The following is a 15,615-nucleotide window of genomic DNA, read 5'->3' as shown; positions in this document are numbered from 1 at the left end:
GCGCCAGAGATGATCGGTCGAAGCGCTGGCTTGGGCGCGCGCGGTGCTTCAAATTCCGCCGTCCTCCACTCGGGTTCCGTGATGCGCCGACTCCTTCCGCTTCTTCTCGCCGCGACCTCGCTCGCCGCACAGCAACCGGAACAGCTCAAAGGGCTGCGCTGGCGATCGGTCGGCCCGGCGAACAACGCCGGCCGCGTCTCCGTCGTGGCGGGGGTGCCGGGGAATCGAGACGTGTACTACGTCGCCGGCGCCAACGGCGGCATCGTCAAGACGACGAACGGCGGCATCACGTTCAGGCCGATCTTTGACAAGCAGTCGGCGATGTCGATCGGGGCGATCGCGATCGCACCGAGTGATCCGAACATCGTATATGTCGGCACCGGCGAGGAGAATCCGCGCAACAACGCGTCAATCGGCGATGGGATATACAAGTCGGTCGACGCCGGCGAGCACTGGACGCATATCGGGCTCGCGCAGAGCGACAAGATCGCGCGCATTGTGATCGACGCGAAGAACCCGGACTTGGTCTACGCGTGCGGACTGGGCCGCGAGTGGGGACCGAATGAGGAGCGCGGGGTCTTCAAGACGACCGACGGCGGCAAGACCTGGAAGAAGATCCTGTACGTCGATCCACAGACGTCATGCTCGGACATCGCGGCCGATCCGGGCAACTCGAACATTCTGTACGCGGGGATGTACACGTATCGCCGCTGGGCGTGGCATTTGGAATCGGGCGGCGGCAACACGGCGGTGTATCGCTCGGTCAATGGCGGCGAGACATGGGAGCGCCTCTCCGGCAAGGATCGCGAGCGCGGACTGCCGAAGACCGACATGGATCGCATCGGCATCGCCGTCGCGGCGAGCGATCCCTCGATCGTGTACGTCGTGAGCGAGACGCGCGACGAGGGGGAGATGTGGCGCTCGGACGACGGCGGCGACCATTGGCGTGTCGTGAACCGCGACCCGAACATCAATTTTCGACCCTTCTACTACGCCGACATCCGCGTCGATCCGCAGAATCCGAATCGGGTCTTCTCGCTCTCCGGGTCGCTCTACATGTCGGAAGACGGCGGCCAGAACTTCCGCACGATCGCGCGTGACGTGCACGGCGACCACCAGGCGCTGTGGATCGACCCGACGAACCCCAAATACATCCTGAGCGGGTCGGACGGCGGGTGGCAGGTGAGCTACGACGGCGGAAAAAACTTCGAAGTCGTGAACAACTTCCCGTTCACCCAGTTCTACCACATCAACTACGACATGCAGAAGCCGTACATGGTGTGCGGCGGCTTGCAGGACAACGGCAACTGGTGTGGCCCGAGCCAGACGCTCTCGGGGCAGGGCATCCGAAAGAACGACTGGTACACCGTGAGTGGCGGCGACGGATTCTTCACCGTGCCGGTGATGGACAAGCCGTGGCTCGTCTACTCCGACGCGCAGGGCGGCATGATCAACATCACCGATACGCGCACCGGCACGCAAAAGACGATCTATCCGTACCCGAACCGCGTCGGGTCGGTCGGCGACGCGATGATCAGCCACAAGTATCGCTTCAACTGGAATTCGCCGATCGCGCTCTCGCCGATCAACCCGAAGGTGGTGTACTTCGGCGGTAACGTGTTGTTCAAGTCGACCGACTACGGGAACTCGTGGCAGGTGATCTCACCCGATCTCACGACGAACGATCCCAAGAAGCAGGAGAGCTCCGGCGGTCCGATCGTCGTCGACAACACGGCGGCCGAGTTCCATTGCACGATCATCACGATCGCGCCGTCGCCGTTGGACTCGAACGTGATTTGGGTCGGCACGGACGACGGCAACGTCCAAGTCACGCGCGACGGCGGCAAGACGTGGAGCAATGTCTTCACGAACGTGCCTGGATTGAAGCCGAACGCGTGGATTCCGACCGTCGATGCATCGCATTCCGACGCGGGGACAGCGTACGTCGCGGCCGATCATCATCAAGACGACGACTACGCGCCGCACGCGTACATGACGACCGATTACGGCAAGAGCTGGAAGCCGGTCGTCGGCGACCTGCCGGTGTCCGCGGCGTGGGTGCACGTCGTGCGCGAGGATCCGAGGAACCGCAACCTGCTGTACATCGGGACGGAGATGGGCGTGTGGGCGTCGTGGGACAAGGGCGCGCACTGGGTGTCGATCCGCGGCGACCTGCCGATCGTTCAGGTGCGCGACATTCAGGTGCACCCGCGCGACAACGATCTGATTCTCGCGACGCACGGCCGCGGCCTCTTTATCATGGACGACGTCACGGGACTCCAGAACCTGGCCACGACGCAGGCGGCCGACGCGACGTTGTTCGACATCCGTCCCGCGACGCGCTGGGTGCTGTGGAGCCGCGATGGCAACCTTGGTCAGAAGAAATGGACGGGTGAGAACCCGCAGCCGGGTGCGCTCATTACGTATTTCCTGAAGACGCAGCCGCCCGGTGAAGTGAACATCTCGATCTCCGACAAGGACGGCCGCACCGTGCGCCGCATGCGACGCGTGGCGGACGACGCGGGCGTCAACCGTGTCGCGTGGGATCTTCGCACCGACGCTCCCGCGGGCGGTGGGGGTGGTCGAGGTGGACGTGGCGGTGGTGGGGCCGCCGCACAACCGGCTGACGCGGACACGTCGCTCGCCGCGTTTCGCGCGCGCCGCGCGGCCGCGCAGAGTGACGCCGAGCAGGGCGGCGGCGACGAAGCCGGTGGCGGTGGCGGTGGTCGCGGCGGCGGAGGCGGACTCGACGTGTTGCCCGGCGTGTACACGGTCGCGCTGTCGGTCAATGGAAAAACGCTCACGAAGACGGTGCAGGTGCAGGCCGATCCGCGCTCCGACATGACCGCGGCGCAACTCGTGGCCCAGAATCAGACGGCGACGCAGCTCAACGATCTGGTGGCGCGGGTGAATCGCGTCGTGGCCGGCACGGATGATTTGCTCGCTCAATTGACGTCGCTGCAAACGCAGCTGCGGCGTGCGCAGGGGGCCGGCATTCAGCAGCAGGGCCAGGTGATGCCGGACATCGACGCGGCGATCAAGGATCTCCGTCACTTCAAGGATTCGGTGCTCGCGCGCCCGCTGCCGGGGCTAGGCTACCGGCAGTACCCGCGGCTGCGCGAAGAAACGCAATCGGTGGCGGGCATGGTGAGCCGTCCGATGATGCCGCCGACGGCGGGCGAGCTACTTCGCATGGGGGAGTTGAAGACGGAGGCGGATCAGGCGCAGGCGCGATTGGACGCGATCATCAACGGACGGGTGGCGAAGATCAATCAGGCGTTGGCAGGGTCGCAGCATATCATCACGCCGGCGAGGCCGGTCATACCATAGAGAAGAGGATCCCCAGAAAAGAGATCCCGGCCAGTCTGCGTCATGGCTCGCTTGGTCGAGCCACGTGGTTAGGGACGACGGACGACGGATGTCGGAAGTCTGACGTCAGGCCAGCGCTTGGACTGCCGTCGACGGCTTTGCATCTGGACTGAGATAACTTCAATTCTGTGTTCATAGGAGCGCGCGAAGCGGCGCCTGCATAGGAACCGGGTCGGACCTGGAGGCCTTATGTGGCGAAAAGTGAAGTGGGTTCTCGGGACAATGCTCGTCGCGGTCGTCAGCGGCTCGACGAAACCGGCGGCGACGAGGGTGATGTCGCACGAGTTCATCGTCGTCTACGTCGGTGTCGAAGGCGTCGATCATGCGATGAAGGGGCTCGCTGACACCGTGCGGCTCGCCGCAGCGCGTCGGCTCGTCGGGCCTGGCCAGCAACTCGTCCTTCGCGGAGTCTCGCTCGACCCTGACGTCGCTACGGGAATGCGCGACCTAGCCCTGGTCGGCTCGTTCAACGAGGTCAGCCTCGGCGGCAACTGGACCAACTCGTCGGTCGTTCACTACCTCGGCGGCGACTTCGGACGCGCGTATGAGAGGGCGAGCGTTCCGCAGGTGATCGTGCTCGAGCGAGATGTCGACAACCAGATCACGGCTCTTTACGTGGGGCCGGAGCACGAGATCGCCCGCTACATCGGCACGAAGGACATCTGGGATTGGGCCAAGGGCGGCGCGCCGTTCTCCAAGTAGCACTGAGGAGTCGTTAGAACTTTCCGATCTCGCACACCACCCGAAGACCGGTCCCGAATTCGAGCTCGTCGCGTTCGGGATCGCTCTTCCGGCAGTCTGCCGGTAGCCGCCATACGCGGCCGTGTGAAACCAACCCCAGATGTCGGCCTCGAGGCCTGCGTTGAGCGACGCGAACCTACGGTACTGGTCGAGTCCCAGGACGGTTGTCCCGAATGTGATGCCAGAGCCGCGCGCCCGGCTTGATAGCGATCTTTGATAGATTCCGTCACATCCAGGAGGTCCGGGTGTCAGGACGAACCATGCTCGCCGTTGCGTTGCTCATGACCGCGGTGTCGGCGCCGCTCACGGCGCAGGGCCGAGCGAACGACACGCCGCCTGCCGCGACCACCTATCGGTCGCCGGGCGGAACGACGCTTCGGCTGTTCCTCGACAGCGCCAACGTTGGACCGGACGTGTCGCTTGGCGAAATGACGTTTCCGCCGAACTCGGACTCGGGCGACCACAAGCACGGCGCCATCGAGATGTTCTACGTGATCTCGGGAGACCTCGAGCACGTCGTCAACGGCAAGAGCCAGCATCTCACGGCCGGGATGGTCGGCTACGTAAAGCCGCCGGACACGATCCGCCACAAGACCGGACCGGCCGGCGCGAAGGTCGTCGTCGTGTGGGTACCGGGGGTCGAGGCGCAGAAGATCGCGGTGCGCTGGACCAGAGAACCTTAGGGCTTCGCGTACGGCCCGTAGACTGCGTCGCGGAAGCTCTTGTGCAGGTGCACGCGATCGAAGCCAAAGGCGACGCAAATCGCGCCGGTCGCGACCGGGATCGCGCGACGCGCGGTCACGGCTGCTTGCACTGATTCGTGATGTCGTGGTCGTCGGTGTAATACGTCGCGTCGCCGCAGGTGAGCGCGGGATTCGCGTGCGCGAATACGCCCAAGGGGTTCGAGTAGCCCGGCACCGTCCACACGTGCAGCAAATACTGTGTGGTCGCGACCCAGAAACCACTCCTCGCCTTGCATCCCTCCTGCGTGATGCTGCCGTCGAAGCCGAGCGCCTCCTGCGCTCCGTTCGCGCCGCGCACGAGACAGATGCCGACGTGATAGTGCCAGTGGTCGTTCGGCCCGGCGAAGCCTTCGGGCTCCGGCGCGCCCGCCATCGCGCTCGAGATGTACATGAACCCGGCGATCGGCGACGTCGGCTTGTTGCCGTCGTAGATGATCGTCGAGGGATGCAGGATGTCGTCGTCGGTCAGCGCGGAGCCTCTCCCGCTACGTCCGCCGACATAGTGTGTGCCGAGTCCGGGAATGAACGGCCCGGCGCGGCGATAGCCGGCGGCCTCGGCGTCTTTCACGGTCGGATACTTCTTGACGACGTCGATCGTGAGCGCGAGCTGTCGAAGCAGCTCGCCGCGCGTGGCCGCGGGAAGCTTCGCGAGCGGCACCTCGGGGGCCATGTTGTGCTGCGTGCCGTTCTCGATCTTCGACCAGCCCCGGTCGTCGCCGTCGGGAAAGAGAAACGCCATCTCGGCGCCGGCGTGCGAACCCATTGCCGCCATGTCGTGTCCGGCCATCGACGCCATGTCGTGCGATCCGGCTTGAACGGGCGCCGGCGACGACGCGCCGCGAGTAGTGCACGCCGCGGCGAGCGCGGTGAGTACAACGATCAGTGCGACGCGGCGAGCCATGAGTTCCCCCGGGGATGGATAGGAAGGCTTCGCTGGAAGTACGACGGATCGGCGGATTTGCGCCAGTCGGCGCCGTTTCACGCGCAACCGCCCGGATCCGCACATTCGCGTGTGACATGAGTCACGCGTGCCACAAAACGTGCCGCTAAGAGTCGCCCACAGGGCCTAACGATTGCCCTAAGACATTCGTCGAACAGGCAAGAACCTTAGGAGAGAATGATGAAAAGAACCTTTGTTCTGCGTCTCGCTGCCGGTCTCGTGTTCACGAGTGCACTCGGCGCATGCTATGTGAATCCGCGGCCGAGAGTCGGGGTCGCATACGTCGTACGTCAGCCGCCCGGCGAGCGCGTGGAAGTGATTCCGGCGTCGCCTGGCGTCGAGTACGTGTGGGTGAAAGGCCATTGGGGTTGGCGTCGCGACAACTACGAGTGGGTCGCGGGCCGATGGGTGGTTCCGGAGCGCGGTTTCCACGAGTGGGTGCCGGGCCGCTGGGAGCGAGATCGCGGCGGCTGGTTCTACGTCGAAGGTCACTGGCGCTAACAACAAAGAAACCGGCGGTCCCGCGCATCGGGGCCGCCGGTTTCGCGTCCCTCCCCATGTCCGCGGCGCTCGGCGCGCCTCAACCAGCCACGGCTTGTACTTCCACGGTCTCGGGGTGCGCACGGGCCGACCAGTTCTTGTAGCGTTTGCGAATCGCCGCCATCGCGGGGCGTTCGACAAACACGCTTACGGCGGTGGCAAGGGAGAGCGCGAACGCGATCGCGACGAGGACGTTGAAAACGCTCGGCACTCCTAGCCGATCGAGTGCGAAGAGGAGCGTGTAACCGAGGTTGCGGTGCAGCAGGTAGAGTGGGTACGAGATCGCGCCCAGCCAGAGCGTGACCCGCCCGACGGCCAGGCTCAAAGCGCCAAGCACCGCGAGTCCAACGATCACGCACACGCCAGCCGCGATGAGGCCGGCGGCGATGCCGCTCGCCACGAAGACGGTCGCGACCGCGGCGACGACGACCAGCACCGGTACGCGTGAGACGCCGTCGGTATGGATGCGGAACCACATCATGCCGATGATGAAAAGCGGCGCGTGCGGAAGGATGAGGAACCGCGTCGTGTAGACGGAAATCCACGCCGGAACCTGTGGACCCGCCAACCCGACGGCGGCGCCGAGGGCGAGCCACGCGAGCGCGATCGGCACGATGCGGCGCGTCAAGCCGAGAGCGAACAGCGTTCCCATGATGACGTAGAACACCAACTCGACCGCGAGCGTCCAAAACACGAGATCGAAATCGCCGACGCCGACGAAGCTCTGCAACATGGTCACGTTGACCGCGAGCCCGGTCAGCCAAACTTTTTCGTGGGCTAGGAGAGTCGCGACGGCCAGGATCACGAGCGTGATCCAATACGCCGGATACAGCCGGCTGAAGCGCGAGACGACGAAATCGCGGAGCTTTTTCGTGTTCTCCAGCGTCATGAAAATCACGAAGCCGGAAATGCCGAAGAACAGTTGCACGCCGTGCTCACCGAGCTTGAAATGGAAGGGGAAGCCGGTGAAATAGCGCGTGGCGTGCCCGGAGTAGTGAAAGACCACGACCGCCAGCGCGGCGACGCCGCGCAACACATCGAGCTCCTCGAAGCGGCGTCGCGGTCGGCCCGGGACTGAAGTGGCGCCGGCGATCGGCGGGACCAGGGGACCTGGGGTGGTGGAGACCGCTTGCTCGATTGATTCGCCGCCGGTCTGCATTGACACCAATCTGCGCTAGTCGCCGCGATGCGTGAAGTCGGCGAGGCGATTTCGTCCTACCTCGATACTCCCAGGACCGCCGAGCGCTCGTCGCGCGAAGTCTCCCGGCCACCAGTTCAACCGGCCGGCCAACGTGAGCAATGCAGGGCTTACGGCGAGGCGCATGACGGTCGCGTCCAACAACACCGCGACGGCCAGCGCGAACCCGAGCATCTTGATCAAAAGGAAGTCGCCGAGCACGAACGCGCCGAAGACGACTATCATGATGGCGGCCGCGCTCGTGATCAGGCCGCTCGTCTGCGACAGCCCATGCGCGATCGCCTCGCGTTCCTTCAAGCCGCCGGCGCGCGCCTCGCGGATGCGCGCGACGAGGAACACCTCGTAGTCCATGCTCAATCCGAACACGATGCAGAAGACCAGCACCGGCACCGCGGGAAAAATCGCGTCGAGTGCTCCGTCGAGCCCGAGGGCCGCGCCGCCGACGCCGTCCTGAAACACCAGCTTCACCGCGCCGAATGCCGCCGCGACCGCGAGCAGATTGAGCACGATCGCCTTGAGCGGAACGAGCACCGATCTGAATCCGACGGCCAGCACGATGAACGTCGCGCCGACGACCAGCGCGATGACCTGCACCAATCGTCCGGCGACCGCGCGCTCGTAGTCATAGTTGAACGCCGGAAGCCCGCCGACCAACAGCGTCGCCCGTCCGCGACTCGTCGCGAGCACCGTGTCCGCCGATCGAAGCCGATGGACGAGCGCCGAAAGGTCGCGTGGCGTCGCACTCTCCCGCGGAACGACCTCGAGGAGAGCCATCCCCCCGTCCTCGCTGACGAATGACCGTCGCACGGAGGCCGGGAGGAGCGACACGAGTGTGTCGCGTGGGATGAACGTGCCCATCGGCGCGACGAATCCGGGCAACGACCGCACGCGTTGAATCGCCGAATCGGCGACCAGCCATCGCGCGACGCGAGTCGTCGCCGCCCAGCCACTGTCGTCCAACGCCGACATGCCACGCGGAAATTCCAGCGTCAAACGGATCGTGTTGACGACGGAGCCTCGTCCCATCGTCTGCAGCGAGCGAAGCGCGACGGCGGACTCCATTTGCTTCGGGAGCCAGTCGCCTCGCGGAAGATCGATGTTCAGCTTTCGGGACTGCCACGCGAGCGCGCAGACCGGCAGGCCGCAGATCGCGAGAACGCGCAGCGGATGGCGGGTCACCGCGTCGGCCCAATGGTTCCAGCGCGGCCGCGCCCGCCGCACGAGGTTTACGCGTCCGAGATCGACCCGCTCGCCCACCTCCGCGAGCAGCCCGGGAAGGAGTGTGGTCGAGATCAGAATCGACACGCCGGTCACGAGCAGACCGCCGATCGCGACGGAGCGAAGCTCGTTCACCGGCGCGGTCACGAGCGCGCCGAACCCGATCGCCACGGCGAGTCCAGACAGCGCGATCGTCGGTCCGGCGTGGCGCAACGCTTCTACAGCGGCGACTTCGGCTCGCCGGCCCGACCGCAGCTCATCGCGGAATCGACCGACCATCAACAGCGAGTAGTCGATTCCCAGACCGAGGCCGATCATCGTCACGACGTTCTGCGCGAGGATGGACAGCGACCATACATGCGCGACGAGGCTGGCCAAGCCGAGCGAGACGCCAATCGCCAGCATGCCTCCGGCGATGGGCAGGAGCGCGGCGGCGAGCGCGCCGAACGCCACCAACAGCAGAAGGAGCGTCAGCGGCAGCGCTCGCAGCTCGGCGCTTTGCGCATCCGCGGCGCTGGCACGACGCAGGTCGGCGTTCAGAGCCGTCTCGCCGGTCCAACGCAACTCGAGGTGCGGGTAGTCATCGTGCATCTCGCGCTCGATGCGGCGCGTGTCGTCGCGCAGCAACGCGAGCCGCGTGTCCGGGCGCGGACCATCGAGGCCGACCATCAGGAAAGTCGCGTTCTGGCCGGAGTCGGCGACCATGAGAGATTCGCGACCATCCAAGTACGAGACGACGCCCGTCACGCCCGGCTCGGACTTGACCGCCGTCGCGAGCCTCCCGAGCGCTGACTCACCGTCGCGCGTCGTCGGCGACGGCAGACCGGCGGCGACGAGTACGACCGAATGGGCGAACGGCGAACGGAAACGCCGTGCCAACTGATCGTCCACCGCCGCGGACTCGCTGCCGTCGATACGCGCCGCGACGCTCAACACGGACTCGATGCTTCGCGCCGCGGGGACGAGCGCGGCGCACAGGACGATCCACGCCGCGAGGATCGTCCTCCTGCGTCGTACGATGCCTCGCGCCGCCGCTTCAGAACCAGCCATCGCGCCAGAGGGAGCAGTGGCGGCACGCGGGGATCGCCTCGTAGCGTCGCTCGCTGATGAGCCGCCGAATCTCGCGCATGCGATCGCCGTTCCACAGCTCGGCGATGCCGAGGTCGCGCACGTTGCCGATGACTTCCTCGCGCGCCCAGTCGTGGGTGCACATCAACACGTCGCCGTTGTGCAGGATGCTCGCGGACGCGAACGGAATGGGACAGTGGCCGAGCCAGGCCCGCGAGGCCCACCGCTTCGTGCCGTCGACCAGGGACCCAGCCGCCGACGGCCGGGGCGCGCGAATCGACTGGTCGAACTGCGGAAGCGCGCCAGTCCGGTTGGTGACATCATATATGAAGACCGGAACGCCGCGTCGTCGCCAACGGCCGGCGAAGGCACGCACTTCCTGGGCGTTGTCGCGCTGGCGTACGAGTCGCACGAAGACGCTCGTTCCGGGAAGATCCGCGGCGATCACACGCTCGACGCCGGCCAGCACCGTGTCGTAATCGAGACCGATGCGGATCTTCTCATACACGTCCCGGCTCAGCGCATCGAGACTGATGTCGAGGACGTCGAGCTCGGCGTCGCGCAAACGCGAAATGTGCTCGTCGGTGAGAAGCGCGCCGTTCGTCACCAGCTCGACGCTGATGCGGCCGGCGGTGCGACGCTTGAAGCGGGCGATCTTCTCGAAGATGTGCTTGTCGAGAAACGGTTCGTTCTGGAGCATCGGGACGAACGTTTCGACTTCAGGATGCAGTGCGATCTCGTCGGTGATCTTGTCGAAGAGCGCGTCGTCCATGCGCCCGCGCGCAAACACGCCCTTGAACGCGGGATAGGGGCACATCTTGCACGCCGCCTGGCAGGCGTTGATCGTCTGAAGCTGGATTACCCTCGGGAATGGCGCGCGCTCCATGTCGGTCTCGCGCGAATACGAGCGATTCGCCCGTCGCAGCGTGCCGTAAAGCCTCGACCAATATCCGACGCGTCCCAGCTTCTTTCGCCGAGTCGTCATACGAGCGCGATCTCGTAGTGAAGAGGACGATCGTCGAGCGATGGGCCGGCGTACGGACCCGAGGGTGTGAATACGTACGCGTTCACGTCGGTTGGCTGCGCCGCGAAGCCGGGCATCGCCGCGCAGAGCGGGTCGCGCACGTCGAGCCCGATCGTCGCGAAGGCATATCGCTGGCCGTGCAACTCGGCACAACTCGCGCGAAGCAGGGCGCGAAGCACGTCGGGCCGACCGGACGGCACACAGACGTGCAGCGCGGTTCGGTAGCTCAACGGCTCGCCGACGCTCGGCAGCCGAATCCCACTCATGAGGGTCGCCATCCCGTTGATCGCGACACGCGCGGCGGCGAGGCGCGGCGAATACCGCAGCACATGCGATTGCTTGAAAACGGTCTGATCCCACCACGCGAGAAATCCGACGATCCGACCGTCGCGCGTTCGCGCGACGCGATAGTCGTGGATGCCGAGTCCCGGTGCGTCGGCGATCCACGCGCTCAACGAATCGGCGTCGAAGGCGGGCGCGAACTGCCTCCCCGGCGCGACTCGCTTCCAGAGGGCCGCCATCTCGTCGAGATCGGAGCTCGTCGCTGGTGAGACGCGAATGGCTCCGATGTCGCGCTGGGAGCGCGGCCAGAGCAGGGGAATCGAGAAGGCGCGAATCGTCGAGAAACGTGTGAACGCCGGAGCGCCGCCGCGGCCGAATGCACGCCGCTCCATCGCACGATTACCGGAGAGCACAGTGACGAGAACGGGGGCGTCGTCGCCGCCCAGATCGCCGAGTACGCCGACCGCCCACTCGGTGAGCGAGTCGGCGATGCCGGCGCCACGCACCGACGGATGAACTTTGAGGTCGCCGGCGTAGAGCGTCTCGCGAGGCTGTCCTCGGAGATAGCTCGTCCGCGCCGCGGCCATGACGCACCCCGCGACGCCGCTGCGAGGCAGCGCGTCCGACTCGGCGACGCCCACCCGCCACCGCGATCCCTCGAGGCGGTTGAGCGCAAAGAAGTCCGGCTCGCGCGAGACGGCGAGAGCGATGTCGCCCTCCATGGGGCACGCCTTGGCCAGCGCGACGAGTGAGGCGTTGTCGCCGCCGCGCGCGTCGCGCACAAGAACGTCCGGTCGAACGATCGTGGCGGTCATCGGTCCGCTCCCGCGTTCACCCGACAAACGGCGATGCGCCGCTGAACGACCGCGCGATCTCGCGCGATGAGTCGCTCACCGAGCGCCCGGTCCTCGACGACGAATTCACGCCAACGCTCCGGGACTTCCGTCCATCCCACGAAGTTGCGGAAGCAGAGGCGCGCCTGTGGGCGAGCCGTGCGCACGACTTCGCCGAATAGCTCGTCGACCGCCGCGGGCGTGAGCCACTCGCAGATGTTCGACAGGGCGAAGCCCGAGACACTCCCGTCGGGCACCGTCCTGAGGTAGTCGGTAAAGGAGCCGTCGACGAGCGTCAGCGCGTCGCTCGCGTTCGAGACAGCGCGGCTGCCGTCCTCGCGCAGATAGGGCGGAACGCCGTGCGGTTCATGCGCCGGATATTCGCCGGTGAGCATCTGGTGCAGGAAGTAGTTGTCGCGTACGCTGAGCCGAGTCAGCGTGTGCTCGGCGCGCGCGCGAAAGTGCGCCGCGAAGCTGGGCTGCTCGAGATGCGCGAAGAACGCCGAATCGTATGCGCGGCGAAAGACGACGCGATTCAGCAGGACCCTGAAGAACGCACGCCACCGGAACGTGTCCCACTCTTGCTCGAACAACGCTCGCTGCCCGTCGATCGAGCCACACGCGAACAGCCGCTCGACTCGCGAGCCCGGGTGGACGAACAGCTGGAGCGCGACCACGACGGCGCGCACGAACCGTTCGGTGACGCCGGCGTCGAGCACACCGCGCTCGATCATCGATGGACGGGCGTCCCAATACGCGCGCGCCGCGGGCGAGATGCGGCCGCGGAGCTCGGCGTAGTTGGCGGCTCGAGCAGCACGGGTCCACTTCGCGCCACCGAGCATGCCGAGCAGTGCGTCGTGCGGCAGCGAAGTCACCGCCGCGAGCTTGAGCTCGGCGAGGTGATTCTGCGTCCGATTGAGATCCACCGACGCGACGTGACCAGTGCCCGCGGCGAGCAGCGACAGCGCCGTGCATCCGCCGGATCCCACGACGACGAGTGAATCGTCCGCCGTCGGGGCGAGCGCCTCGATCTCGAGGAGCGGGTCCTCGCGGACCTGCGCGAAGTACAGGCGATCGTCGATCGCGCCGCGGAGCGAGACGCGACGCACGAGGCCCGCCGCACGCGTCGGTGTTGCGGCGGATCCTGTCTCGCGCGGCTCCGTCAGGACGCGCATGCGAGGTCGTCCCATTCGTAGTCGCGCAACAGCTGCGCGTGAATCCGCGCGTCGACAGCCGTGTATCGCCGCATGAGCGACGGAATCGCCAGGCGGCGAGCGCCGGTCTGTCCGGCGAGCCATTCTTGTACCCACGAGAGGTGCCCGCGCTCGTCGTCGAGCATGCGGCGCAGCGTCGCCTGCACGAGCGGATGCGTCCCCGGCCGACGCAGGTGGCGGACGAAGTGCCGGTACACGCCACGCTCGAAGACCTGGGTCAGCGCGAGCACCTCGACGAGCGAGCTCGGCGTGCCGATCGCCGCGGCATAACGCGACTGATACGTATCCGATGTTGGCCGAGGACGTCCGCCCACCGCAATGATGGTCTTTGTCCACAGCTGCGCGTGCATGATTTCCTCCGAGCTATGTTCGGTGAGTCGGAGGATGAGATCGGGGTCGCGCACGTGCTCGACGAGCCGGCCGAGGATCAATCCGCCCTGCAGCTCGGAGGCACGATAGAAGTTGAGAAGCGTGAGCTCGCGTTCGTTGATTTCCATGGTTACAGCTCCATCTCGGTTTTCAGGTGATCGACGAGGCGCGTGCCGCAGAGCCGTTCAATGCGCCCAGCGAACGTCCGGATCGCGATCTCGTCGCCTTCCATGGCGACGGGAACGTCACCCCCGCCCACCGCCTCGGTGCCGTAGTGCTTGAAGCGGGTCGCCGCGCGGAGCACGCCGGGTTTGAGCTCGGGATTGACGGCGAGCCGCTTGGCGATCAGGTCGGACGCGGACTGCGCGTGACGAACCTCGTCGGCCGCGATCAGCTCGAGCATCGCGGCCAGCTGCGGTTCGCGCGCTTGCTCGCTCAGCCGGCGGAAGAAGTACGCGGCGAGGTGCTCGCTGAGCATGAACTCGACGAGCGGCGTCATGGCGTCGGCCGGATCGAGATCGCCGCGCTCGGCGCGTTCGCGGATCGCGCGAAGATCGTCGTTCGTAATGGCCGGCCCGTAACCGACGGCGTCGAGGTACGTGCGCAGCGCGTGAAAGTGCTTGAACCCCTCGAACATCTCGAGCGAGAACACGACGCCGGCGTCGATGTCGTCCCAGGTGAGCCGGATGAGGCGCGACAAGTTCACCGGATGAAACGACTCGATGAGCGCGGCGTCGCGGAGCTTGGCGAGAATGTCGGGCTGCGAGAGCGCGACTCGCGCATCGATCGCCTTCCAGTCGACGTCGCGCTCGACGGACCAAGCGCCGCGGTCTGCCGCGCGCGCGTGACGAACGTAGAGCGCGCCGGTCGTGACGATCGTTTCAGACATGGCTAACCTCCACTGTCTCGCCGAGCGGCTGGAGCGCGCGGGGGGGCCAATGGCGCGCGTCGGGGCCGTGCGCCGCGAGGAATGCGAGCGTCCACCGTTCGATGCCGAACGCCATGCACGCGGTGGTGGCGGGGCGCCCGTCCGACAATCGAATCCGGAACGCCTCGCCGAAGAACGTGTCGTGCAGGTTGAACGACGCGGCGGCGGTCGTTTGATCGTCGCCGATCGGGAGCAGCAGCTCGTGCTTGAGCTCCTTGATGCGCTGCAGGACTTGTTTTGCGCGCGCCGTCGGCGCGAAGAACGGGTCGGTTGCCGGGGCGATCGTCGTGTCGAGGCCAAGCGAGTGGGCCAACGACGTCGCCCGCTCCGTTGCGCGCCGCAGAAACTCCGTTGCACGCACGTCGTCGCCGACGAAAACGACTTCGCGCATCGTGAACGCCCATCCGCGCTCGAGCGATCGATGCCGCGTCGCTTCGTGGCGCCAGCAGCCGGCTTGGGCCGTCACCAATCGAGGAGCATCCAACGTTTGTCCGGCGAGTCCGGCGTACACGTGATAGCAGACGGCGGGATTGAGCGCGACGATCGGCGGTGTTGCCGCTTCACGGACGGCCAATGCCGGCTCCGGATCCTCCGCCACCCGCCGCAGCACATCCTCTCGGCCGCTCAAATGAGAAACCAGCGTCAGCCACTGCGGCAGCGACGCGAAGTAGTCGGCGCGCGCCAGTGTGGCGAAGCCGATGGCGGGCGGAACGCGCCATTCGTCGGGTGTTTCTCCAAGGCACACGTCGCCGATGTGACGCTCGAGCGCGGCGAACAGGTTTGCCGTGGCGCCGCGAAAGCCGGTGATGCCGGGGGCGACGTCCCAGACATCGCCGCGCGACCTCAGAATGCGAAGCACCTCGCTATGCCGCCACATCGGAACCTCCCGTGTCTTCCGTCGCGCAGAAGACGTCGGCGATGCGTCGCACCGTGCGGAAATTGTCCATCCGGATTGCCGCGTCGGGAATGCGCCGGCCGGTTGCGCGCTCGGTCCAGGCGATGATCTCGAGAATGCGAATGGAGTTGATCAGCCCATTCGCGAACAGCGGTGTGTCGGCATCTACCGTGACACCCTCGGGAACGAGCGTGCGATTGATCCAATCCACCGTACGCGCGACGAACGCGTTGCGATCCGGAGCGGGCATCAT

Annotated in this window: 15 protein-coding genes; 4 read left to right on the top strand and 11 right to left on the bottom strand. The window is 66.2% G+C overall.

The genetic code is table 11. The features are described from left to right. The first annotated feature begins 81 nt into the window (after window positions 1-81). The 3 genes from VGQ44_15750 to VGQ44_15740 all read left to right on the top strand — a co-directional run bounded on the left by VGQ44_15750 (window position 82) and on the right by VGQ44_15740 (window position 4,793). Complete coding sequence (locus VGQ44_15750; protein ID HEV8448285.1) at window positions 82-3,330, top strand: hypothetical protein; 3,249 nt, start codon at window positions 82-84, stop codon at window positions 3,328-3,330. Window positions 3,331-3,558: 228 nt separating this feature from the next. Beyond that, entirely contained in the window at window positions 3,559-4,071 is a 513-nt protein-coding gene (locus tag VGQ44_15745; GenBank protein HEV8448284.1) for a hypothetical protein, read from the top strand. Window positions 4,072-4,355: 284 nt separating this feature from the next. Beyond that, on the top strand, window positions 4,356-4,793 hold the full coding sequence (locus tag VGQ44_15740) for a cupin domain-containing protein (protein HEV8448283.1): 438 nt from the start codon (window positions 4,356-4,358) through the stop codon (window positions 4,791-4,793). Here VGQ44_15740 and VGQ44_15735 read toward each other — a convergent pair. Next, window positions 4,790-4,912, bottom strand: a complete 123-nt coding sequence (locus VGQ44_15735) for a hypothetical protein (GenBank protein HEV8448282.1) — start codon at window positions 4,910-4,912, stop codon at window positions 4,790-4,792. The two genes, VGQ44_15740 and VGQ44_15735, sit on opposite strands and share 4 nt — an antisense overlap. Next, window positions 4,909-5,754 (bottom strand): hypothetical protein, encoded by an 846-nt coding sequence (locus VGQ44_15730; protein ID HEV8448281.1) that lies wholly within the window; start codon window positions 5,752-5,754, stop codon window positions 4,909-4,911. Before VGQ44_15730 ends, VGQ44_15735 begins: the two co-directional genes overlap by 4 nt. 219 nt (window positions 5,755-5,973) lie before the next feature. On the opposite strand from VGQ44_15730, the gene VGQ44_15725 reads away from it, so the two are divergent. After that, a complete protein-coding gene (locus tag VGQ44_15725) occupies window positions 5,974-6,294 on the top strand; it encodes a hypothetical protein (GenBank protein HEV8448280.1) in 321 nt (106 codons plus the stop codon). 79 nt (window positions 6,295-6,373) lie between these two features. Here VGQ44_15725 and VGQ44_15720 read toward each other — a convergent pair whose 3' ends face one another. The 9 genes from VGQ44_15720 to VGQ44_15680 form a co-directional block, all read right to left on the bottom strand. Continuing rightward, window positions 6,374-7,492 carry an acyltransferase gene (locus tag VGQ44_15720; protein HEV8448279.1) on the bottom strand — a complete coding sequence of 373 codons (1,119 nt, stop codon included), beginning with the start codon at window positions 7,490-7,492 and terminating at the stop codon, window positions 6,374-6,376. 15 nt (window positions 7,493-7,507) lie between these two features. Then, the gene (locus VGQ44_15715) at window positions 7,508-9,799 is read right to left on the bottom strand and encodes an MMPL family transporter (GenBank protein HEV8448278.1); all 2,292 of its coding nucleotides are present in this window, start codon (window positions 9,797-9,799) and stop codon (window positions 7,508-7,510) included. Next, window positions 9,786-10,802, bottom strand: coding sequence for a radical SAM/SPASM domain-containing protein (locus tag VGQ44_15710; GenBank protein ID HEV8448277.1), 1,017 nt, complete (start codon window positions 10,800-10,802; stop codon window positions 9,786-9,788). The genes VGQ44_15715 and VGQ44_15710 overlap by 14 nt, the downstream gene beginning before the upstream one ends. After that, window positions 10,799-11,938 (bottom strand): hypothetical protein, encoded by a 1,140-nt coding sequence (locus tag VGQ44_15705; GenBank protein ID HEV8448276.1) that lies wholly within the window; start codon window positions 11,936-11,938, stop codon window positions 10,799-10,801. The genes VGQ44_15710 and VGQ44_15705 overlap by 4 nt, the downstream gene beginning before the upstream one ends. Beyond that, entirely contained in the window at window positions 11,935-13,131 is a 1,197-nt protein-coding gene (locus VGQ44_15700) for a DUF3419 family protein (GenBank protein HEV8448275.1), read from the bottom strand. The genes VGQ44_15705 and VGQ44_15700 overlap by 4 nt, the downstream gene beginning before the upstream one ends. Next, complete coding sequence (locus VGQ44_15695; protein ID HEV8448274.1) at window positions 13,119-13,667, bottom strand: ferritin-like domain-containing protein; 549 nt, start codon at window positions 13,665-13,667, stop codon at window positions 13,119-13,121. The genes VGQ44_15700 and VGQ44_15695 overlap by 13 nt, the downstream gene beginning before the upstream one ends. A 2-nt stretch (window positions 13,668-13,669) precedes the next feature. After that, window positions 13,670-14,428, bottom strand: coding sequence for a ferritin-like domain-containing protein (locus VGQ44_15690; protein HEV8448273.1), 759 nt, complete (start codon window positions 14,426-14,428; stop codon window positions 13,670-13,672). After that, window positions 14,421-15,344 carry a hypothetical protein gene (locus VGQ44_15685; protein HEV8448272.1) on the bottom strand — a complete coding sequence of 308 codons (924 nt, stop codon included), beginning with the start codon at window positions 15,342-15,344 and terminating at the stop codon, window positions 14,421-14,423. The genes VGQ44_15690 and VGQ44_15685 overlap by 8 nt, the downstream gene beginning before the upstream one ends. Further along, a partial coding sequence (locus VGQ44_15680) for an acyl carrier protein (protein ID HEV8448271.1) occupies window positions 15,331-15,615 on the bottom strand: 285 nt, incomplete at its 5' end. The genes VGQ44_15685 and VGQ44_15680, both read right to left, overlap by 14 nt.

This window comes from Gemmatimonadaceae bacterium, assembly GCA_036003045.1.
Lineage (GTDB): Bacteria > Gemmatimonadota > Gemmatimonadetes > Gemmatimonadales > Gemmatimonadaceae > JAQBQB01.
This window is presented reverse-complemented; position numbering and strand designations above follow the sequence as displayed.

Bases quoted from the DNA above. Each gene is read 5' to 3' on its own strand.
- VGQ44_15700 (HEV8448275.1), bottom strand. From the start codon at position 13,131: ATGCGCGTCCTGACGGAGCCGCGCGAGACAGGATCCGCCGCAACACCG.
- VGQ44_15685 (HEV8448272.1), bottom strand. From the start codon at position 15,344: ATGTGGCGGCATAGCGAGGTGCTTCGCATTCTGAGGTCGCGCGGCGAT.
- VGQ44_15745 (HEV8448284.1), top strand. From the start codon at position 3,559: ATGTGGCGAAAAGTGAAGTGGGTTCTCGGGACAATGCTCGTCGCGGTC.
- VGQ44_15710 (HEV8448277.1), bottom strand. From the start codon at position 10,802: ATGACGACTCGGCGAAAGAAGCTGGGACGCGTCGGATATTGGTCGAGG.
- VGQ44_15750 (HEV8448285.1), top strand. From the start codon at position 82: ATGCGCCGACTCCTTCCGCTTCTTCTCGCCGCGACCTCGCTCGCCGCA.
- VGQ44_15690 (HEV8448273.1), bottom strand. From the start codon at position 14,428: ATGTCTGAAACGATCGTCACGACCGGCGCGCTCTACGTTCGTCACGCG.
- VGQ44_15695 (HEV8448274.1), bottom strand. From the start codon at position 13,667: ATGGAAATCAACGAACGCGAGCTCACGCTTCTCAACTTCTATCGTGCC.
- VGQ44_15725 (HEV8448280.1), top strand. From the start codon at position 5,974: ATGAAAAGAACCTTTGTTCTGCGTCTCGCTGCCGGTCTCGTGTTCACG.
- VGQ44_15720 (HEV8448279.1), bottom strand. From the start codon at position 7,492: ATGCAGACCGGCGGCGAATCAATCGAGCAAGCGGTCTCCACCACCCCA.
- VGQ44_15715 (HEV8448278.1), bottom strand. From the start codon at position 9,799: ATGGCTGGTTCTGAAGCGGCGGCGCGAGGCATCGTACGACGCAGGAGG.
- VGQ44_15730 (HEV8448281.1), bottom strand. From the start codon at position 5,754: ATGGCTCGCCGCGTCGCACTGATCGTTGTACTCACCGCGCTCGCCGCG.
- VGQ44_15705 (HEV8448276.1), bottom strand. From the start codon at position 11,938: ATGACCGCCACGATCGTTCGACCGGACGTTCTTGTGCGCGACGCGCGC.